This is a genomic window from Pricia mediterranea, from assembly GCF_032248455.1.
Taxonomy (GTDB): Bacteria; Bacteroidota; Bacteroidia; order Flavobacteriales; family Flavobacteriaceae; genus Pricia; species Pricia mediterranea.
In genome coordinates, this window is the sequence record NZ_JAVTTP010000001.1 from 2,725,132 (window position 1) to 2,746,625 (window position 21,494).

General features: G+C 48.7%; 19 protein-coding genes. 2 read left to right on the forward strand and 17 right to left on the reverse strand.

Translation table 11 applies throughout. The features are described 5' to 3' along the window. Window positions 1-114: 114 nt before the first annotated feature. The 11 genes from argH to RQM65_RS11165 form a co-directional block, all read right to left on the reverse strand. The gene (gene argH, locus RQM65_RS11115) at window positions 115-1,398 is read right to left on the reverse strand and encodes an argininosuccinate lyase (RefSeq protein ID WP_314015007.1); all 1,284 of its coding nucleotides are present in this window, start codon (window positions 1,396-1,398) and stop codon (window positions 115-117) included. Window positions 1,399-1,572: 174 nt separating this feature from the next. Then, entirely contained in the window at window positions 1,573-2,664 is a 1,092-nt protein-coding gene (locus tag RQM65_RS11120) for a M20 family metallo-hydrolase (RefSeq protein WP_314015008.1), read from the reverse strand. Continuing rightward, complete coding sequence (gene argB, locus RQM65_RS11125; protein ID WP_314015010.1) at window positions 2,661-3,440, reverse strand: acetylglutamate kinase; 780 nt, start codon at window positions 3,438-3,440, stop codon at window positions 2,661-2,663. The genes RQM65_RS11120 and argB overlap by 4 nt, the downstream gene beginning before the upstream one ends. 92 nt (window positions 3,441-3,532) lie before the next feature. Then, a complete protein-coding gene (locus RQM65_RS11130; RefSeq protein ID WP_314015011.1) occupies window positions 3,533-4,285 on the reverse strand; it encodes an SDR family NAD(P)-dependent oxidoreductase in 753 nt (250 codons plus the stop codon). Window positions 4,286-4,433: 148 nt separating this feature from the next. After that, a complete protein-coding gene (locus tag RQM65_RS11135; RefSeq protein WP_314015013.1) occupies window positions 4,434-5,456 on the reverse strand; it encodes a Rossmann-fold NAD(P)-binding domain-containing protein in 1,023 nt (340 codons plus the stop codon). 34 nt (window positions 5,457-5,490) lie between these two features. Continuing rightward, window positions 5,491-6,318: a glutamate 5-kinase gene (proB, locus tag RQM65_RS11140; RefSeq protein WP_314015015.1), complete on the reverse strand. Its 828-nt coding sequence runs from the start codon at window positions 6,316-6,318 to the stop codon at window positions 5,491-5,493. Between the two features lie 40 nt (window positions 6,319-6,358). Continuing rightward, window positions 6,359-7,522 carry an aspartate aminotransferase family protein gene (locus RQM65_RS11145; protein ID WP_314015017.1) on the reverse strand — a complete coding sequence of 388 codons (1,164 nt, stop codon included), beginning with the start codon at window positions 7,520-7,522 and terminating at the stop codon, window positions 6,359-6,361. 90 nt (window positions 7,523-7,612) lie between these two features. Continuing rightward, entirely contained in the window at window positions 7,613-8,413 is an 801-nt protein-coding gene (gene proC / locus RQM65_RS11150; protein ID WP_314015019.1) for a pyrroline-5-carboxylate reductase, read from the reverse strand. A 164-nt stretch (window positions 8,414-8,577) separates the two neighbouring features. Next, the gene (gene argC / locus RQM65_RS11155; protein WP_314015020.1) at window positions 8,578-9,552 is read right to left on the reverse strand and encodes an N-acetyl-gamma-glutamyl-phosphate reductase; all 975 of its coding nucleotides are present in this window, start codon (window positions 9,550-9,552) and stop codon (window positions 8,578-8,580) included. Between the two features lie 143 nt (window positions 9,553-9,695). Then, window positions 9,696-10,901: an argininosuccinate synthase gene (locus tag RQM65_RS11160; RefSeq protein ID WP_314015022.1), complete on the reverse strand. Its 1,206-nt coding sequence runs from the start codon at window positions 10,899-10,901 to the stop codon at window positions 9,696-9,698. A gap of 72 nt (window positions 10,902-10,973) precedes the next feature. Then, window positions 10,974-11,603 (reverse strand): GNAT family N-acetyltransferase, encoded by a 630-nt coding sequence (locus RQM65_RS11165; protein WP_314015024.1) that lies wholly within the window; start codon window positions 11,601-11,603, stop codon window positions 10,974-10,976. A gap of 12 nt (window positions 11,604-11,615) precedes the next feature. Between RQM65_RS11165 and RQM65_RS11170 the strand changes: the two genes are divergently transcribed. Continuing rightward, entirely contained in the window at window positions 11,616-11,777 is a 162-nt protein-coding gene (locus RQM65_RS11170) for a hypothetical protein (RefSeq protein WP_314015026.1), read from the forward strand. A gap of 44 nt (window positions 11,778-11,821) precedes the next feature. Here RQM65_RS11170 and RQM65_RS11175 read toward each other — a convergent pair whose 3' ends face one another. From RQM65_RS11175 to RQM65_RS11200, 6 genes are all read right to left on the reverse strand, one after another. Then, window positions 11,822-13,183 carry an MptA/MptB family glycosyltransferase gene (locus tag RQM65_RS11175; protein WP_314015028.1) on the reverse strand — a complete coding sequence of 454 codons (1,362 nt, stop codon included), beginning with the start codon at window positions 13,181-13,183 and terminating at the stop codon, window positions 11,822-11,824. Between the two features lie 532 nt (window positions 13,184-13,715). Continuing rightward, complete coding sequence (locus tag RQM65_RS11180; RefSeq protein WP_314015029.1) at window positions 13,716-13,922, reverse strand: hypothetical protein; 207 nt, start codon at window positions 13,920-13,922, stop codon at window positions 13,716-13,718. A gap of 97 nt (window positions 13,923-14,019) precedes the next feature. Continuing rightward, the gene (locus RQM65_RS11185; RefSeq protein WP_314015031.1) at window positions 14,020-15,504 is read right to left on the reverse strand and encodes a glycosyltransferase; all 1,485 of its coding nucleotides are present in this window, start codon (window positions 15,502-15,504) and stop codon (window positions 14,020-14,022) included. A gap of 1 nt (window position 15,505) precedes the next feature. Next, complete coding sequence (locus RQM65_RS11190) at window positions 15,506-16,216, reverse strand: glycosyltransferase family 2 protein (protein ID WP_314015033.1); 711 nt, start codon at window positions 16,214-16,216, stop codon at window positions 15,506-15,508. A 581-nt stretch (window positions 16,217-16,797) separates the two neighbouring features. Next, on the reverse strand, window positions 16,798-18,693 hold the full coding sequence (locus RQM65_RS11195) for a 4Fe-4S dicluster domain-containing protein (protein ID WP_314015035.1): 1,896 nt from the start codon (window positions 18,691-18,693) through the stop codon (window positions 16,798-16,800). Between the two features lie 106 nt (window positions 18,694-18,799). Then, window positions 18,800-20,146 carry an NAD(P)/FAD-dependent oxidoreductase gene (locus RQM65_RS11200; protein ID WP_314015036.1) on the reverse strand — a complete coding sequence of 449 codons (1,347 nt, stop codon included), beginning with the start codon at window positions 20,144-20,146 and terminating at the stop codon, window positions 18,800-18,802. Window positions 20,147-20,439: 293 nt separating this feature from the next. On the opposite strand from RQM65_RS11200, the gene RQM65_RS11205 reads away from it, so the two are divergent. Continuing rightward, the gene (locus RQM65_RS11205) at window positions 20,440-21,441 is read left to right on the forward strand and encodes a glycoside hydrolase family 113 (protein WP_314015037.1); all 1,002 of its coding nucleotides are present in this window, start codon (window positions 20,440-20,442) and stop codon (window positions 21,439-21,441) included. Window positions 21,442-21,494: the final 53 nt, after the last annotated feature.

Below are 21,494 nucleotides of genomic sequence, written 5' to 3' on the forward strand. Positions count from 1 at the left end.
TTCGAGCTAAGGGTACGCCCTTTTTTAAAATCCTCCAAGCCAATTGCGATATTATCTCTATCGTTAGTTCTTTTCATCGGGCGTTCAGGGCGGAGTTGTCACCGTCCGGGAATTTCACGGGAATAATTTCTGCATCTTCTCCCGAATCTCCTTCAGACAAAGATTGCCCAGACTTCCCTCATGGGTGTGATCGATATCGCGTTTAGGCGCAAAGGTACCCGCTTCAATTTCCTGCCCCATTTTTTTATAAGCATCGCGGAAGGGCATCCCGTTTTGCACCAGCTCGTTCAAAGTGTCTACACTGAAGAGGTAGTCGTATTTCGGATCGTCGAGAATGTTGTTGTCCACCCGGATTTCCTTAAGGCTAAACGTCATGATTTCTATGCAGGCCTTCATGTCCTGAATGGCCGGAACGATGATTTCCTTGACCAGTTGCAAGTCGCGGTGGTAGCCGCTCGGCAGATTGTTGATGACCAGCGCCAACTGATTGGGAATGCTCTGCAGTTTGTTGCATTTGCCACGTACGAGCTCAAAGACATCGGGATTTTTTTTGTGCGGCATGATACTGCTGCCGGTGGTCAGCTCGTCCGGGAAGGAGATAAAGTCGAAGTTCTGGCTCATGTAAAGGCAGATGTCCATCGCCATTTTGGAGAGGGTGGCCCCTAGGGCTGACATCCCGAAGGCAGTGGCTTTTTCGACCTTGCCCCTTCCCATTTGGGCGGCGACCACGTTGTACTTCGTGGTTTCGAAGCCCATCTCTTCCGTAGTAAAACTTCGATCGATCGGGAAAGAACTCCCGTAGCCCGCTGCACTTCCCAAGGGGTTCTGGTCTGCCACCTTGTAGGCCGCTTCGACAAAGTAAAGGTCGTCGATAAGGCTTTCCGCATAGGCCGAGAACCACAATCCGAAGGATGAGGGCATTGCAATCTGGAGGTGGGTGTACCCCGGCAGCAAAATATGCTTATGCTCTTCCGCCAAGTCCAGCAGTAGGTCGAACAGCGTTCTAGTCTGTTGTTTGATTTCCGTCAGTTCATCCTTCAGGTAGAGGTGCATCGCCACCAAAACCTGATCGTTGCGGGATCGGGCGGTATGGATTTTCTTGCCGGTATTGCCCAGTTTCTCGGTCAGTAAGAATTCGATCTTGGAGTGCATGTCCTCGAACGCCTCCCCCACGACGAATTCCCCGTTTTCTATCGACGTGGCGATGTTCTCCAGTTCGTTAACCAAGGCTTGGGTCTCCTCATCTGTTAGCAATCCGATTTTGCCCAGCATCATGGCGTGTGCTTTTGAGGCGATTACATCATATTTCGCGAGGTGAAGGTCCAGCTCGCGGTCGTTACCGACCGTAAAATGGTCTATTTTTTTGTCCGTGCTAAAGCCTTTGTCCCAGAGTTTCATGTGTGGTAGTAGTTAGTAGTTAGTACAAAGTAGTTGGTATTTTTTTCATGTTCGCTTAACGCTAGAAACCTATCTTGTTTGCTGCCGACCGGATTTTCTGTATAATCCAAACCTTTTGTGCCAGCACTTGAACTTGATGCTTGCGCTTGAACCTGTGCTTTTCCGTCTTGTTTCTTATCTCTTGTTTCTTGGCTCCACCTTAAGAAACCGCTCCAAGATCCGAATATACAAATCAATTGCATCCTCGACCTCGTGCACATAGATAAATTCGTCGGCGGAATGGGAACGGGTGCTGTCCCCCGGCCCTAATTTCAGGGATTGGCAGCTCAGGGCGGCTTGATCGGAAAGGGTAGGGGAACCGTAAGTTTCACGGCCCAAGGCGACACCCGCCTCTACCAAAGGATGGTCTTCGGCAATGGCCGAGGAATTCAGCCGCAGGGAACGCGGTTGCAGTTCGCAGGGGGCCTCCAATCTCAAAATATCTGCGATTTCTAGGTTGGAGTACCGGTCGTTGACGCGAACGTCTATCACCAAATCGACTTGGGCGGGCACAGCGTTGTGTTGCACGCCGCCATTGATCTGGGTAACCGTCAGCTTGACTCCCCCCAAGGTTTCGGAGACTTTGTCAAAGTTGTAATTTTTGAACCAGTCAAGCACCTCGATACTATTGTAGATGGGATTGTCGTCGTTCGGATGCGCCGCATGCGAGGGCGTACCCTTGACCTGTGCGTCGAAAACGACCAAACCCTTTTCCGCGATGGCCAATTGCATCAGGGTCGGCTCGCCCACGATGGCCACGTCGATTTTTGGCAGTTTGGGCAAAAGTCCGCGTAAACTGTTCTTCCCCGAACTTTCTTCCTCCATTGATGCGACCATCAACAGGTTGTGGGACAGGTTTTCTTCAAAATAAAAATGGGTGAAAGTGGCTATGAGCGATACCAGGGCTCCCCCGGCATCGTTACTGCCGAGTCCGAATAATTTTCCGTCTTCTATATGCGGGTGGAAGGGGTTCTTTGTGTAGGCGGAATTCGGGCGGACCGTATCGTGGTGGGAGTTCAGCAACAAAGTGGGTTTGCTCTCGTCAAAGTGCTTATTGACGGCATAGACGTTGTTGATTTCCCGTTGGAACGGGATGCCGAAAGTCTTGAACCAGGCTTCGATGGCATCGGCGGTCTTATCTTCCTCGGAAGAAAAAGATTGAATCGAAATCAGTTGTTTCAGCAGCTCCAGTGCCTTTTCCGTCAGTTGCTCCTTATTTGGCTTCATAGGGTTAGGGTAGTATAGGGGTTTTCATTTTGGGCCAGCATTATTGTATTTCCGATACATACTTTGGCTACTCCGTTCTTCAGGGCATGAAAGCAGTTGGTCATTTTCGGAAGCATACCATCGGCGATTGTTCCCTGGTTGAGTAATTCTTGATAGATTTCGGGGTCGATGTGTTCGATTACGGAACGCTCGTCCCAAATATTTCGGAGAACCCCGTTTTTTTCAAAACAGTAGTACAGGGTGGTTTCGTACATTCCGCTTAGCCCGATGGCCAGCTCGGAGGCGATAGTGTCCGCATTGGTGTTGAGCAGCTGTCCTTTGCCGTCATGGGTCATCGCGCAGAACACGGGCGTAAGGCCTGAGCCCAAAAGTCGGGAGAGCAAATTGGCATCGACTCCGTCCACATCGCCTGCAAACCCGTAATCGATGTCTTTCACCGGGCGTTTATGGGCTTGGATGGCATTGCCGTCCGCTCCGCTCATCCCGATGGCGTTGCACCCGTTCGCCTGTAGTTTAGCGACGATGTTTTTATTGGCCAGGCCCGCATAGACCATCGTAATGACTTCTAGGCCCGCCTTATCGGTGACGCGTCGCCCGCCTATCATTTGGGATGCGACCCCCATTCTTTTAAAGATTTGCGTGGCCAGGTTTCCGCCCCCGTGCACCAAAATTTTAAGTCCGTCCAATTCCGAAAATAGGCTTAGGAACTTTGCGAGTTCGGACTCGTTCCCGATGACGTTTCCGCCGATTTTTATTATGGAGAGACTTGATTTCATAGCTCTTTTCAACTATTTATTGTACTGTTGGATTTCTTTTTGGGCTCCTATCTTTTATTAATGTGGATGGTTCGATCGGCGACAGATTTCGGTCATGCGTTCAAAATCCCCCCATCGATGGTCATGGCCGTGCCGGTAATCCAAGAGGATTCGTCCGAGGTAAGAAACAAAGCCAGTTTGGCAATATCCTCGGGAGTTCCCAATCGGTTCAGCAGGGTGTCGTTCTTGGCGTCTTCGACCGCGGTATCGGGATTTTCGAAAGCCTTGGCCGAATTCCATAAAAAGGGAGTGTCCACCGGCCCGGGACAGATGGCGTTGATTCGGATGTCCGGGGCATATTCGACCGCCATCTGTTTCATCAGAGCCACGGCCGCTGCCTTTGAGGCACAATAGGCCGGATGGTTCGGAAAGCTTTTGAATGCCGCAATGGAGCTGTTGACGACTATGGCTCCCCCTTTATTTTTTTGGATTTGCGGGATGGCGTGTTTGCACAGATAGTAAATGGCGCTCAAATTGACGTCCAAGGTCTTGTGCCATAGGGTTTCGGGAAGGTCGACCACGTTCCCCAAACCTAGTATGCCCGCATTCAGGGACATCTTATCCAGTCGGCCGAAGTTTTCTAGGGCCGTTTGTACCAACTTTTCGTTATAAGCAGGTTCGGTAATGTCCCCCGCTACGAATACGGAATTCTTCAATTGCTTTTCCAGGGCTTCTCCCCTTTCGGCATCCCGACCTGACAGGATTAATTTGGCTCCCTCTTTCGAAAAGGATTCGGCAATCGCCTTTCCCATCCCGCTGGTCGCGCCGGTAATGATACAGACCTTGTCTATTAATTTTCGATCCATCTTAAATCTTAATTTCTTCGGATGTAATTTACATCGATTTGTCGTGAGCGTTTTTATTTCAACTGGAAAGCTATCTCCTCTGGCAAAGTTTCGGGGGTCGGCAATCAATGTTGTCACACAGGTACAGGTTTGGGACTTGCACAACGTATCACCGCATGTTTTCAAGTAGCTTTTTCAGAACAACCTGCGCGGCATAGGTCCGGTTGTTGGCCTGTTCGATGACCAATGATTGGCCGCTGTCGAGCACGGCATCTTCGACGACTACGTTCCGTCGGACCGGAAGACAGTGCATGAACTTGGCTGCGCCGAGCTTTTCCTGGGTCATCATCCAATCTGAATTTTGATGAAGTACTTTTCCGTAGTCGGAATAGCTGCTCCAGTTCTTTGCGTACACAAAATCGGCATTCTCGCAAGCTTTTTTCTGATTGTATTCTATCGGAACGTCGCCGGTAATCTCAGGATTCAGTTCATATCCCTTGGGATGTGTGATGACGAATTCGGCGTCTTGTCGTCGCATCATCTCTACGAATGAATTCGCCACCGCGTGGGGCAAGGCCTTGGGGTGCGGGGCCCACGAAAGTACAATTTTAGGTTTTCTACGGGCGCCGGATTGCTGTCCTTGTTCGGATTTTCCCGGTTTGTCATCCGTTTTGTTTTCTTGAGAATCCGTCTCGCGGTTCGGACCTTGGTGCTCGGCCAGCGTAATGGCATCGGCCAGGGCCTGTAGCGGATGCCCGATCGAACTTTCCATGTTCACGACAGAAACGGAGGCATATGAGATGAACCCGTTCAATACCTCTTCGGCTTCATCTTTCGCTTTGTCCTTCAAGCCCGCGAAGGCCCGGATGGCGACGATATCGCAATACTGCGAAACGACCTGGGCCGCTTCCTTGATATGTTCGGAGGTGCCTTGATCCATGACGGTTCCATCCCCGTATTCCAAGGCCCAACCCTCGTTGCCGAAATTCATGACCATGACCTCCATCCCCAGGTTCATCGCCGCTTTTTGCGTGCTCAATCGGGTGCGGAGGCTGTTGTTGAAGAATAGCAGGCAAAGGGTTTTTCCCACACCCAGTTGCTTTTGGGAAGTGGGACTTCCTTTGAGTTGCCGAGCTTCCGAGACCCAGTCGGGAAGGGAATCGATATCCTGAATCGAAAAGTAATTTTTCATGGGGATGCTTTCTAATTTTAGTCGTTAGTCGTCCTTAGTTTTTCATTCTTTTATCCTTTTGCCCTTCTTTCGTCTTCCGTACTTTCGAAGCTGACTTCTCCTCAATTCTAGTGTGCGGACTCAAATTCTCAAGCGCATCAGCCAAAAAACCATCCTTTAATCCGTTGACCACCCAAGTCGGTATTCCTGCTTTCCGGGCGATGGTAGCAGCCTCGATTTTGGACTGCATCCCACCCGTACCGTGGGACGATTTTTTATCCCCCACTTCCCGGGCCAACGCATTGATATCGGAAATGGAAATAATAGTTTCAGGAAGCTCATCGTTCATGGAGGCTTTCGTGTAAATGCCATCGGTGTTCGTGGCAATGATCAGTAGATCGGCAAGTAAAAGTGAAGCGGTCAGGGCGGCCAGTTTATCGTTGTCGCCGAACTGGATCTCGTCCGCCGCTACCGTATCGTTTTCGTTGATAATGGGAATAAAATTGTTGTGTATCAGTACATCTATAGTGCTCTTGATGTTGGCCTTGGATTTTGCATTCTCAAAATCGGAATACGACAGCAAGCATTGGGCCGACGACAGCCCCAATTCTCGAAAACTCTCCTGAAACAATCGCATCAGATGGGGTTGTCCGATGGCCGCCAGAGCCTGCTTTACCGTAATTTCTTCCCCGTTATGTTCCAGTTTGACGAATTGTTTGGCCGCGGCAATGGCGCCTGAACTGACAATAATGAATTCATAATCGTCTTTTAGCAAGGCGACTTGGCGTCCGATATCCTCTATTTTGCCCCGAGAGATCTGATCGGTTTCACGGGTAAGGGTATTGGAGCCGATTTTTAACAATATACGTTTTCTGGTTCTCATCGATTTCTGGTTACGGCCCTCCACGTGTACTTTTTTCGGATTATTGATTCACGTTTTGTAATTCGTTTTTCAAACCTTCGAACAAAACATCCAAATCCCGTTCCGTTACGTTCAGGGCCGGCAGTACCCGGAGCAGGTGCTTATTCTTTGCGCCCCCGGTAAACAAATGCTGGTTGTCGATGAGTCGCTTTCTCAGTTCGGCCACTTCAAAATCGAACTCCAGCCCGAGCATCAACCCCCGTCCCTTTACTTTTTTGATTTGCGGGATATCCGCTGCCAGTCCCCGAAAATAACCCTCCATTTGTTTGGCGTTTTCGATCAATCGCTCGTCTACCAAGACCTCAAGAACGGCCAGGGTGGCGGCGCAGGCCAAATGGTTGCCCCCGAAAGTGGTGCCGAGCAATCCATAGGATGCCTTGATGTCTTTGTGAATCAAGATACCTCCGACGGGAAAGCCGTTGCCCATGCCTTTTGCGATGCTTATGATATCAGGATCAATGTTGGATTCCGATTCAACCAATGCGTTGTGATGTTGAAACCCAAAGAACTTGCCGGTGCGTCCGAAACCGGATTGCACTTCGTCGGCAATCAGTACCACCTGGTTTGCATTGCAGAGTTTTTGGAGTATGCGATAAAATTCGGTGGAGGGCTCGTCGAGTCCACCGACCCCTTGAACGGCTTCAAAAATGACGGCGCACACATCGCCCTTCTCGATTTCCTTTTTTAAAGCATCGCCATCATTGAAGGGCAGAAAGGTCACTTTCTGCTGCCGGTTGATGGGGGCGTTGATTTTAGGATTGTCCGTAACCGCCACTGCGGCCGACGTACGGCCGTGAAAACTGTTGTCGAACGCGATGACGCGGGACTTCCCCGTATGGAACGAGGCCAGTTTTAAGGCGTTCTCGTTGGCTTCGGCCCCTGAATTGCAGAGAAATAGGTTGTAGTCCCCGCACCCCGATAGCCGGCCCAACTTTTCCGCCACCTCCGCTTGTAGGGGGTTCTTGACCGAATTGCTGTAAAAGCCGATGTTATCGAGCTGGTCTTTCAGCCGCTTTACGTATCGCGGATGTGAATGACCGATCGATATCACGGCATGCCCACCATAGAAATCGAGATATTCCTGTCCTTTATCATCAGTGACGACAATGCCCTCGGCCGATACCGGGGTCACGTCGTATAAAGGGTAAACATCGAATAATTTCATATTTTTAAACTTTAACCTATCAAATTTAACTTGCTCCAATCAGGCCTAACCCCTAGACTGTCACCCGCTAATTGCCCCTGCCGACTCTTTTCAAAGCTGCCCTTCCTGGATAAGGCTGATTTTCGCGTAAGATGCCGCTATTCCTTGTATCAATGAAGAGCTCAAGCCCTGATGCTCCATTTCGTTAAGGCCTTGAATGGTGCATCCCTTGGGGGTGGTCACCTTATCGATTTCGGCTTCCGGATGGCTGCCCGAGGCGATCAACAGGTTGGCTGCCCCGTTGCAGGTGTGCATGGCCAGCTCTTGGGCTTCCTTGGCATCAAATCCCAGTTGAATGGCCCCCTGGGTGGTGGCCCGGATCAAGCGCATCCAAAAAGCGATGCCGCTGGCGCAGATAACGGTCGCGGCCTGCATTTGGGATTCAGGAATCTCCATGGAATGTCCCATTCTATTAAAGATGGCTTTGGCAAGGGCTACCCTTTTTTTTCCGCTTTCGTTACTACAGAGACAGGTCATGCTCTTTCCTACCGAAATCGCGGTGTTGGGCATACTGCGGATGATGGGATGACCGTCACCGATAATGGCTTCCATTTTGGCAATGCTGAATCCGGTAATTGTGGAGATGACAAGATGTTTTTCCGTCAGTAGATCCTTGGTATTTTCTAAAAGGAACTCCAATTGACTCGGCTGCACCGCCAAGATCAAAATGTCGGAGTTTTCGACCGCCCTACGATTGTCGGAAGTGATAGTGACATTGCCGTACTTTTCGAAATCCCTGATGTCGTCCAGGTTCCGTTTGGTCAGGTACAGGGTGGTGGCTCCGTCGGTGTTCAAGAGGCCCTTGGCGATGGACAGTCCCAGGTTTCCGGCTCCGATGATGGCTATTTTCATGATTTCTGATATTAAATTTCCTTCATTCATAATTGCGAGCGGAGCGAAGTAATCCGTTGACATTACTGCTAGTATCAACAGATTGCTTCGTCGCTTTGGCATTTTCCAAGAATCGTCACTTGATTCTGCTCCTTGCAACAACGTCCTGATTTGAATACTTTAGTCTAAAACACGCCCGCTTTCAACCGCAATCCATCGTCCTCCGGGAATCCGAACATCAGGTTCATATTTTGCACCGCTTGTCCCGATGCGCCTTTCAGCAGGTTGTCCGTTGCGGAAGTAATTAAAAGGATGTTTTTGTGCTTATGTAAGTGGATATGACAGTTGTTCGTATTCACTACTTGTTTTAAATGGAGGGGCGCTTCCGCCACGTGGGTAAAAGCGGCCTCCTTATAAAAATTGCGATAGAGTTGGATGGCATCTTCCTCGTTTCCATTGAATTTGGTGTAGGCGGTCGCGAGGATGCCCCGGGGAAAATCGCCCCGATGGGGCAGAAAATAGAGTTCCCCGATATGGGGATGCCGGGATTTCAGGACTTCCTCTATCTCCTCCAAATGCTGATGGGTAAAGGGCTTGTACCAGCTGGCGTTGTTGTTCCGCCAGCTGAAATGCGTGGTTTCGGACGGACGAACGCCCGCCCCCGTGCTTCCGGTAATTGCATTGATGTGGATATCGTGCTGTAGAAGTCCCGCCTGGGCCAAAGGGAGCAACGCCAACTCGATGGTCGTGGCGAAACATCCGGGATTGGCGATATGATTCGCTTTTTGAATGTCCGATTTTTTCAGTTCGGGCAGCCCGTACACAAACTCCTTTCCTTCGAAAACGGCGTCTTCTTGCAACCGGAAATCGGTGCTGAGGTCGATGATCTTGGTGCGGTCCGAAAACTTGTTCTCCTGTAGGAACTTGGAGGAGTTGCCGTGTCCCAAACAAAGAAAAACGACGTCGACTGCCGGATTTATACCTCCCGTAAACTCCATTTCGGTAGTCCCCAACAAATCGGGATGTGCCGTGGTTACTTTCTTCCCGGCCCGGGTCGTGCTATAGACGAAATCGATTTTCGCTTGCGGATGTTGCAGCAGGATTCGGATCAATTCCCCACCAGTATAGCCCGAACCGCCTATTATTCCTACGTTGATCATGGTTGTTTATAATTCTATTATCGTTTTAGGTCTCGACTGCGCCTGTCTCGGGCGAAGTCGAGAGGCTCGACCTGACATTGGTTCCACTTTTTGGAACTCTGGGCCGACAAGACGGTGTATGTTCCCATTTTTCGGTGCCCAGGTCAATTCTTCCTTTGGGAATTAGATGACCTGTTTACATGGTTATAAATCTTCCCCGGGTTCGAGAGCAGCTTGATAAACCCCTTGGCATCATCGGCCGTCCAGCCCTTGTTCACTTCGCCGTAGCTTCCGAACGCGGCGCTCATCAAATCGTGCTCCGATTCGATTCCGTTGAGTTCGAAGCGGTAGGGGTGTAGCGACACGAAAACATCCCCCGAAACATTCTTTTGGGTATCGGTCAAAAAGGCCTCGATGTTCCGCATGACCTCGTCCAAATAATTCCCCTCGTGCAACAACATCCCATAGAAATTGCCCAGTTGCTCCTTTTGGAACTGCTGCCATTTACCGAGGGTATGTTTTTCCAACAAATGATGCGCTTTAATGATAATCAACGATGCCGAAGCCTCGAATCCCACCCGGCCCTTGGTGCCGATGATGGTATCCCCCACATGAATGTCGCGCCCGATGGCGTATTTTGACGCCAGGGCCTCTAATTTGATGATATTTTCTACCGGGGAGTTATTTTCCCCGTCGATGGCGACGAGCTCTCCCTTTTCGAAGGTCAATGTCACCTCTGAAGGTTCTTTTTGTTGCAATTGGCTGGGGTAGGCGGATTCCGGCAGCGGCTTCTGCGAGGTCAAGGTTTCCTCGCCGCCTACCGATGTCCCCCAGAGTCCCCTGTTGATGGAGTATTTTGCTTTTTCCCAAGCGTAATCGACCCCGTTCTCTTTGAGATACTCGATTTCGGCCTCCCGCGAAAGGGTATTGTCCCTAATCGGGGTAATGATTTCGATCTCGGGCGCGATAATCTGGAATATCATATCGAAACGCACCTGATCGTTGCCCGCGCCCGTGCTGCCATGTGCGATATAGTTCGCTCCGATTTTTTGGGCATATTTGACGATTTCTATGGCCTGTACGATGCGCTCCGCGCTGACCGATAGGGGATAGGTGTTGTTTTTCAGCACGTTGCCGAAGATGAGGTATTTGACCACCTTCTCGTAAAAGTACTGTACGGCATCGATAGAGGTGTACGAGCTGGCGCCCAGCTGTAACGCCTTTTCTTCGATATCGGCGATTTCTTCCTTTGAGAATCCGCCCGTGTTGACGCTGACGGCATGGACCTCAAAGTCTTTTTCCTTGGATAGATATTTGGCGCAGTACGAAGTGTCGAGCCCGCCGCTGTATGCCAGTACTAGTTTTTTCATTTTTTAATATTTAGGGTTAGAATAAAGAGAAGAGAATAAAGAAAAAAACTTTTCATAGCTTATCTCTTATCTCTATTCTATTTTCTTCTTCTTCCTTCGCAAAAACAAACTCTCCTTAATGCTCTTCAAGCGTTTAAAGCCTTTGCTGTCCGGTTTTTTCTTGACTTTCGATGTTGCCTTGGCCTTGGGGTCGTGCAGCATGCCCGTACACAGGCACATTTTATACTCGGTTCGAGTCAGTACGTCGAAGTTCTTGCAGGTTTGGCAGCCCTTCCAGAATTCAGGATCGTCGGTCAGTTCCGAGAAGGTGACCGGTTTATAGCCGAGTTCATAGTTCATCTTCATGACCGCCAGCCCCGTAGTGATCCCAAAAATTTTGGCATCGGGGAATTTTTCCCGTGAAAGTTCGAATATCCTTTTTTTGATTTTTTTGGCCAGGCCTTGTTTTCGGAAATCAGGGTGTACGATCAAACCGGAATTAGCTACGAATTTTTCGTGTTCCCATACCTCGATATAGCAAAAACCGGCGAAGGCATCCCCCTCGAGGGCAATGACCGCGTTGCCGTTGCTCAGCCTTTTTCGAATGTATTCGGGGGTACGTTGTGCGATGCCCGTGCCGCGGACCTTGGCCGATTCGGCGATGGTGTCGCAGATGGTTTTGGCGTACTTAAAATGGGATTCGTTAGCAATTACGATGTCCATTGCTATGGATGTTTGAAAGGAGATGAAGAAAAGTTTTTGGAGCTGTGCGGAAATGGACTCACCTATTTCCATGAAAAGTTATACGTACCCTTACGGGCGACGGCGGCGAGCGAACGGACGAACTGGAGCGGGGATGCTCTTGACCATATCTATGTGATTTTGTCCTTGCATTGAATTCCAAATGTACAAGATTACAACGAAACTACAACCATCGAAGCTCAATTTTTGTGAAAAATCGGTTTTTGCCGTTTTAGACTAAAGATTTCGTAGCCTAAAAATGCGAAAACGACCATATATTCAATGGCGATCAACCAAAGATTTTCGATAAAGTCCGAATTCGAATACGCGAAATAGCTGAGCACGACCGTGAACGACCAGACCAGGGCAAAGCGATACTCGGTAAAAACACCTAGCAAAACCAAGAAAACGATATACCAAGGATGCACGGTCGGCGATAAGAAATAATACAACGCCAATACCCAGAGCATGGAGGGCAGCAGTACGGCCAGCTTTTGATTGGGACGGAAAAAGGTGAATCCTAATACGGCGAGAACGATCAGTATCGGGGTAATCTTGCCGTAGGTTTTTATCAGTTCCCATGGTTTCCCGTCGAAGGCGACAGCGATTTGTTTAATGCCGTTATAGAGTCCCGCATTGAACTCAAAATTGGAAAACCAGAGTCCGATCGACTGCGAATAGTTCCCTATAAATTCCGGGGAATAGAAGGGAAGAAGGAAGACAAGACAGATGGCCCCGACCAGCAGGTAGAACATTAGGCTCTTTTTAGGTCCTAAATGTTTAAAAAATAGCGGGAGAAACAATAGGGGCACTAATTTTACGCAGATGGACAGGGCGTAGGGCACGGCGGCCAACATCCTCTTTTTTTTGGAGATTAGGTATATGGCCCAGACGAAAAAGAACAGCATGACCCCCTCGAAGTGGAGGTTTCCCGTGAGCTCAATGATAACAAGCGGGTTTAAAAAGTACCAGAAAATCAGATGTGGAGACCGGTTGAAGTGCTTGAGCAACTTCCTTCCGAGATACACGGTTCCGATATCCGCTAAAATAATTGCGGTTCGCATGACCAAGATCGAACCTATGATGCTCTTTCCGCCGAGTAACGCCGCCAAGGCGAAAAGCACTTGGTTCAAAGGGGGATAGTTGCTATAATGTTTCGGGCTGAGTTCGCCCATGCCGGTGTGCAATTCTTGGGCGTTGGGAATAATCAAATCCTTCTGTTGTATGAGTACGTCAGGTACCTCCAAATAGGGATTGATGAAGTTGGCGACCAGGTGGCCGTCCCAAATGAACCGGTAGAAATCCTGCGAAAGGTTAGGCTCGGCCATCAGGAAGACCAGCCGAAAAAAGATGCCTATGACCAGTAAAAACTTTAGGTTCCACTTTTCAAACTGGATAATCCGCAGGCAAAGAAAGAACAGGGCCGCGAAAAGGGTAAGCAGGTTTATAAAATCGGTGCGAACAAGATTGTAGGCAAAGGTGTAGTAAAAGAGAAGGCTCAACAGGGCCAGTGCCATGGGCACCTTATGCAGCTTTACGTATTTGGTAAGCTTCTTGGGCATTTTGTAGGCGTGAATTTCAATCGGGCTAATTTAAGGGTTTTGCCGGAATCAAAATTCATTTGAAATCCTCATTTAATTTATCGGGATAGTACCTTGTGGCAAAGACAGTAAGGACGTAAATTTTATTGGAGTCAAACCGCCGCAAGACTCTCATCCAATTTCTTGACGAAATTTGACTTTCTTCTGAAAAACCTAAGTAAAACCAAATAATCAAAGATATCGGATAGCCTTTCTTCTGCTATTTTTGCTAGAACTACTTCTCGGCCCATTATCGGTGTTTCGCCATAAAGCTTTCATAGTCCGTTGTCATTCCCTCCTCAATCTGTAGGGTAGCCCCTCTGATTTCGCTTTGTTGTTCAATGGTAAGTTCGTTTCAAAAATCGATAAGTTTTTCTTTTAGGAACAACTTTCTGACCGGTTGCAATATTTCGGGATCTTCGATACTGAGTAACAATTTCACAAGTTCTATTTTTTCAGCTTGAAGATTCATAGGAATGAAAATTTAGTATAGAAATAAGGTTTTTAAATTACTTCAAAAACCGCAAATATGCGCAGGACTGTTTAAAAAGGACTTGGTGATGGAATAGTGTTCGGTATCCTCTAGGGCAACTTCTTTCATGCTTTCGTCCGTTACTTCATAATTGGTAGCGCCGGGATTTTTGGCATGTTTTACCGCAGGGATGTCAAAGGTAAACGGATTCGTTTTGGATGCTATGCTAAGAGAGGAGAGGTAAGACATGCTTTAAGTCAGATTGAATAACGTCGAGGTCTATTCGCGATGATTCCATGCTTAAAGATAGCGATTCATAATTAATGGGAAGCTCAAATCATAAAACTTAGGCCCGGGCGGTCAATGACTTGAAGAATACGAATCCGAAGCCGACGAACAACATCAAGTGAAAGGGGAAGAGTCCGAAATCATTAAGAGGAATCGCGCTGTACATCCCGAAGAGAAAATAGAGCATCAACGCCGCTTCCAAAATCATATTGGGCGAAAGTTTTTTGGTCAGATACTTATTCCCTTTCCAAGAATCGGTCAGGTTGTTGAGGTTGAATTTCGGGGTACGTACAAATTCACTGCGCTTGCCCATATGGCCCTCGAGTACGGCGATGGAGTTGTGCAGCGAGAAGCCCAGTGCGACCGAGAAAAACGTAAAGAAAAGTTTGATATAGTCTACGAAGTTGTCGAAGCTGCTGCCCTGTATGCTCTTATAGGTAAACCAATAGCAAACGAAGAGAATCACCGTACTGAGCACGAAGAAGCTGAGCAAGGCAAAGACAATAGCGAACTGCGGATACAATGCTTTGATGTACAGGGCCGGAATACTCAACAACGAAACCAAAAATACACAGAGAAACATCGAGCTGTTCAACAGGTGCATCACCCCGTGAAACTTGGTCTTGAACGAAATGTTCTTGGCCGAAACGACCCTCATGACCGATTTCCGGAAGTTTTCCGCCCCACCCTTGTTCCATCGGAACTGCTGCGAACGGGCGGCGCTGATGACCACGGGCAGTTCGGCAGGTGTTTCCACATCTTCCAAATATTTGAATTTCCAATTTTTCAACTGGGCGCGGTAGCTGAGGTCGAGGTCTTCGGTCAGGGTATCGCCTTCCCAATTGCCGGCATCGAGAATACATTGCTTTCGCCAAATACCGGCCGTACCGTTAAAATTGATAAAGTGGCCCTTGGCATTGCGACCTACCTGCTCCAAGGTGAAATGCGCATCAAGGGCAAAGGCCTGGATACGGGTTAATGTAGAATAATCCCGATTGATATGTCCCCAACGGGTCTGTACCACCCCGATTTCCGGGTCCTTAAAATAGACCACCGTCTTTTTGAGCCAATCGTTGTCCGGGAGGAAGTCCGCATCGAATATGGCCACGAATTCCCCTTTGGCCACTTCTAGGCCCTCTTTAAGGGCGCCCGCCTTAAACCCTTGCCGGTTTTCACGCCGGATATGCTGAATGTCGAGTCCCGTTTCCTGCAGTTCCCGCACCCATTTGGCGGTATCTACCACGGAGTCATCGGTGGAATCGTCGAGCACCTGGATCTCGAGCTTGCTCTTGGGGTATTCTATTTTTGCAATGTTCTCCAGCAGGCGTTGCATCACATATTCCTCGTTGTAAACGGGAAGCTGTATGGTAACATAGGGAATTTCCCGAGGGTCGAGCAGATTGAACTTGGGCGCGTCCCGGTTCCGGCGTTTGTATCCCAAGTAGTTGACCAAGAGATTCAATTGGGCCAAACTATAGAAAAAAATCAGTAACAGAGCTACGCTGTAGATGCCAAGAATGATATAAGAAATGACTAAGCCCATATTACTTTATGCTGTATTTGAAAATCCAACCTAAGATTTTAATGCCCGCAAAGATACTACCTTTTACGGTACCGGACACTTTAGAAACTCCGATTCTTTTTTTGTAACGCACTGGTACTTCGGTGTATGCCAATTTCTTTCGGAGGGCCTTTAGCTGCATTTCCACGGTCCAACCGTAGGTTTTGTCCTCCATCCCTAACAATAATAACTTATCATATCGTATGGCCCGAAACGGTCCGAGGTCGGTAAATCTCGCCCCAAAGAACAAGTTCATTAATGAAGTCGCCAACCAATTGCCGAAGATTTGCTGTGGCGTCATGCTTCCTTTTTCCCTGAGTCTCTTTTCCCGTGCCCCGATGACCAAATCTTTGCCGTCATCTAGGATGGGGGCGACCACCTTGTCGAGTTCTTCGGGGTAATCGGAATAGTCTCCGTCGATAAATACGATGATATCGGGGGATTTGGATTGTTTGGCAACATAATCCATTCCCTTGAGGCAGGCATATCCGTAGCCTTTTCTTTCTTCAGAAAGTACGGTAGCCCCTGCCGCCCTGGCATTTTTGACGGTGTTGTCGGAAGAGTTGTTGTTGACGACTATGATCTCCGAAACGGAATCGGGAATATCCTTTACGACCTCGGCAATAGAATCGGCTTCGTTAAATGCGGGGATAATAACCTTGATGTCAGGGTTACTTTCAAATGTTTTGGTCATTGCCTACTAGCTGATCAGCGATTTTGGTGTGCAAAACTAATGAAACCGCAGTAATCTTCTAGCTTAAAGGTTTCAATCATTGAAATTACCGGATGCCGGGGTCCTAAATGAACCGATCAATTTGAGTTAATGTCCCGTCGAGTACTTCGACAGCGCTCAGCACAGGCAGGCAGTAGACATTTTGGTTTGACCTTTTTACTGTACCTTGACTGCGCTCGGTAGAACCGCTCAAGGTGACAAATATGCTTTTATGCTTCTAAGCAGATAAGCATAAAATCTGTTGCTTAGAATGAGCGTTAGGCGAGTTAAGGAATTTTTATCCGTTTTAAGAGACTGTTTTGAATTATGTCAATTATTTTTTTGGGCCGGCGGATCATCTGGCTCCTTGTTCATATGCCAAAGCGTTGGTTTTTCTCTGCGGCCCTGTCGTTAAAATTCTTGACCGTAGCTACGGCTGTGCCAAAAAACGTTTCCTAAACTGCATCAAAAATGGCGTATAAAAATTCTCATCGCACATTTCGAAACAGTCTCGAGGGATGCCGTGCCTAGGGTGTTATTGGTCGTTTACGGATTTATTTCCGTTACTTGCGATTAACCAGTTCCATTAGGTTTACATCGTTGCCAAGCAAAATTTCGTTGCCGTCGATTCGGTTTTCCAAAGGTCCGTTCTCCAGTTTAAGTACGCCCCTGGGGCAGACTGCCGAGCAGATACCGCAGCCCACGCAGCTCGAGCGCACGATATTCTCGCCTTTCTGGGCGTAGGCACGTACATCGATACCCATTTCGCAATAGGTGGAGCAGTTGCCGCAGGAAATGCACTGTCCGCCGTTGGTCGTAATCCGGAACTTGGAGAGCAACCGCTGCTGAAAACCGAGGATGGCGGCCATGGGGCATCCAAACCGGCACCAGACCCGGTTGCCGAAAATGGGGTAGAAACCGACCCCGATGACGCCCGAAAACACGGCCCCGATCAAAAATCCGTAGAATTGGTTCAGTTTATAGGCCTGGAAAAAGAATAGCTTTCCGGGACTGCTAAAGTAGGTAAAGAGCAGAATTCCGACGACCACGGTGAAATATCCGATGGCGCCGTAACGCGCATCCTTGGCCAATTCCTCGCGTCTAAAAAGCAGGGCCCAGGCAAAAATCAGGGTCAGGACCAGTATCACGCTCCATATAAAAAACTCTTTGGAAATCAGGGAATTATCATACTGCTTCACCGCACTGTTTTTTTCTACCGTAAAAGAGGTGCCGTTCGTTGACGTAAGTTCAGCTGTCTGTCCGCTCTCCATGCGGTGCAGGGCTGCTTGGTTGTCCGCTTTCGAAACTATCCCATATTTTATCGTTATGTCTTTGGTGTTCTCGATCGTAGGAGGGGCTCCACTAGCGTCGTCATGAAGGAAGACGACACTTTTGGCCCCGGCTTCCTGTGCCGCCATGATGCGTTCCCCGATGGGTTTCCCTTCCGGTTCGCTAATGACTACCATTTGGTCTTCGAGGTTGCTCCATTTTGAAATGGATTCCGATTCGTTTCCCCTTAAGTATGAAAATACCACCGCAGTAGTCATAATGGTCACAAATACCAGCACGCTATGTATGACCCATCGTTCTACTTTCCAGGCGAACATGCGTTTGTCGCTCAGATGCCGAAATGGGTCACCGGCGGTTTCTGCAAGTCCCCCGCAACCGCAGACCCAACTGCAGTACCAGCGTTTTCCATATTTATAGGTGAGGATGGGGGTGATGACGAAAATGGACAATATCCCGAATATGAGCATTAGCAGGCCCAAGTTGCCCGAACTCAAGAATTCATTCAGCTTATAGCCGGCAAACAGGTCATAGTTCAGGGGCCAGATATTTTTTAGATCGTAATAGGGTTGGTTCAGGCGGACCAAGATTTCGGGGATGATAAAGGCAAAGCTCAATTGAAAGAACATGACCGATATCGTACGCAGTAACTCGTAGCGGTTGTGGCGGTATTTCCAGATGAACTTAATGCCAAAGGCTAAGATGGCCATAGTATATAGGGTGCCATAAAGGAACCATTGGCTGGCCGGGTTACCGCTTAAAAATTGGCTCAAGGGGTCGAACAAGGCAATGACCCCTCGATTGTCGCCATCCTGGACTAGACCGAGATATTCCGGAAACCAATACAGCACGACGTAAAAAAGGGTCAGCCCGATTCCCAGGATCCATCCCCAAAACCCTCTTGACGTCAACGACTTGAAATAGACGCCGTCGTTTTTTATACCCTCGTGCCGGTGCAGGTACTCCGCCCCGGCGAACCAGATAGTGCCGGTCGCGATGGCCGCGAGGGACAAGGTCAACCAGAGGGATTTGTTCGGAAAATCGACGTTGAAAAGGGCCAAAAGCATAATGCCAAGCCCCACAAGCCCGATAAAGGTCGCGATTTTCTGTTGAACGTTCAGGGCCTTGGGCGGTTCGCCCGTGAGGGACATGTTGCGTTGTAGGGTGCTCATTTTTTTATTATTTTGCTCGATAATCGAGATTAAATGCTCCTGGGTTTAGCTTGGCATATTCAAGTCGTTTTCTTATGTATGCCTCGTGGGCTTTTCCCGAGGTTGTTTACAGACTTAAAATCCGTTTCCAGCTTCTCTTTTTCGGGCGGATGTTCGTGTTGAACTCCTGGTTGAACTGCTTTACGATCTCCGGTTCATACTTATCATAAAACTCGGGATCGAAATTGGCATCCCTTAAATATTCCATAACATAGGTGATACTGCGATCTTCGGTCAGCCACCGGTCCACTATCCCGTGACGCAACCGGATGCCGAAGGTATTGATGCCCAATAACTTTTGATCGTCCTTGTTGTATGCCATGGTAATGCATTTGGTGTCATCGTTATGTTTCCAGTGAAAATGGACCTCGTAGTCCTTTTTGCGTTCTTCGGGGAATACCCAGCCGTAAGTCTGATACTCGATATCGAAAAACTTGGCGCTGTTGAACCAATGCCCCGGTTGGTATTCGAGGGGATTATTGCAAATGGTCTGCGCCAAGGCCTCGCCCATCATCCTTCCCGTGTACCAGACTGCCTCAACAGGCGGGCGATTGCCGATCGGTTCGCGCTGCTGGGCGCAGTCGCCGATGGCATAAACATCCTTGATATTGGTCTCGAGCCGGCGGTTGACCAGTACACCTCGGTCGGTCTCGATACTGCTATCCTTTAAAAATGCCACCTTCGGTTTAACTCCCGTGGTGATGCCCACGACCTTGCACGGAATTTCCTCTCCGGTTTCCTTGACCGTTACACCGCGTACTTTTCCGTTGTCATCGGATAAAATTTTGTCCAGATTCAGATTGTGGCGCAGGTCCACGCCGTGCGATTTGATATGGCGGGAAATCATTTTTGCCTCTCCGATGGGCAGTACATTGTTCCAAAAGGCATCCTCCCGAACCAATAGGGTGACCTCAATGTTGCGGGTACGCAGCATTTCGGCCATCTCCACCCCGATCAGGCCCCCGCCCACAATCACGGCCTTGGGACAGACCTTATTGTTCGGGGCGTTTTCTTCCAGTTTTTCTAGGTCCTGTTTGGTGACCAGACCCTGTACGCCATCCAAATCGAGACCCTCCCAACCAAAGGTATTGGTTAGCGATCCCGTAGCGATTACCAGTTTATCATAGGCGATGCTACCCCCATTAGAAAAATAAAGGGACTTGGTATCGGTATCGACACGATTGACATAGGCGTTAATCAGTTCCAACCGGTTTTTCCTCCAAAACCAATCTTCATAAGGTTTGATATCGGTCCATCTCATATGGCCCATATACACATACATGAGAGCGGTACGGGAAAAGAAATGATCGGTTTCTGAAGAGATGATCGAAATGCGTCTATCGGAAAGCTTTCGAATATGTCTCGCCGCCGTAATTCCCGCAATTCCGTTTCCGATGATGACGACATGTTCCATATCTGTTCCGATGTTGATCCGTTTGTCAAAATTAAAGGTAAGAACTTAATGTAAGGCATCCATTTAAAAGGGATTTAAATTTTGGTTCGCCTTTGATTCAAATTCGGAAATGTTACCGTGGACGCCGAATCCTCGGGTTTACTAAGAAATACACCTGGCTAGCACTACGCGCTTGGGCCTGGCACCTATTTATATCAGACAAATAAGCATTATTTTTGAGTTTTGGTTTCATTCAAACCGTTCCGTCATAGGATGGAGGGATTAGGCTGGACCAATGCTTTACCTGTAGAAAAATGAAGAAGTTTGGATGGTTTTTGCTGTGCCTGATACCCATTTGCCTGCTTGGTCAGTCCTCCGAAAAGATCAACGGGATAAGCTTTGTGGCTTCTCGCGAAGGAGTTGCCCAAGAACATGTGGCCGAAGTGATCGACTTGAACGCCAACTACGCCGCGATTATGCCTTTCGGGTTTATACGGGATATCAACTCCCCCGTAATCATCTTCAACACCGACCGGCAGTGGTTCGGCGAGACCAAGGAAGGAGCCATGCAATACATCAAACTCCTCCATGATAATGGTATAAAGACCATGGTCAAGCCGCAAATTTGGATTTGGAAAGGGGAGTTCACCGGGCGCCTGACAATGCATACCGAGGCGGATTGGAAGATTCTGGAGGATTCGTATGAGGACTTCATCATGACTTACGCCAATATGGCCGCGGACGCCGGTTCGGAACTGTTCTGTGTGGGCACCGAGTTGGCGCGTTTCGTACAACTACGTCCCGATTACTGGCACCGGCTTATCGCCAAGATTCGGACTGTCTATTCGGGAAAGTTGACCTATGCCGCCAATTGGGACGAGTACGACAGGATTCCTTTTTGGGAGGATCTCGACTATATCGGTATCGATGCCTATTTTCCCCTTTCCGAAGAAAAAACGCCTTCCGTTGCCCAATTGAAAGCCGGATGGCAAGAACATAAAGACCGTATTAAAGCGCTATACAGCACCTGCGAAAAACCGGTGCTTTTTACCGAATATGGCTACCGAAGCACGGACCAGACCGCTTGGAAGCCTTGGCTGGTCGACCGGCACGAAGAACCGGTCAATCTGACCGCACAGGAGAACGCCACCCGAGCGATCTTAGAGGAATTCTGGCCCGAATCATGGTTTGCGGGAGGGTATGTTTGGAAATGGTTTATAGACCACAAGCAGTCCGGCGGCGAAAGGGATAATCGGTTCACGCCCCAGAACAAGCCGGCGGAAGAGGTTCTTCGGGATTTCTACAGGCGATATTAGCCAAAAAGCTGCCGTGGCAAATTGCTCTGGATTAGCCCTCGCTATTTGTGGGT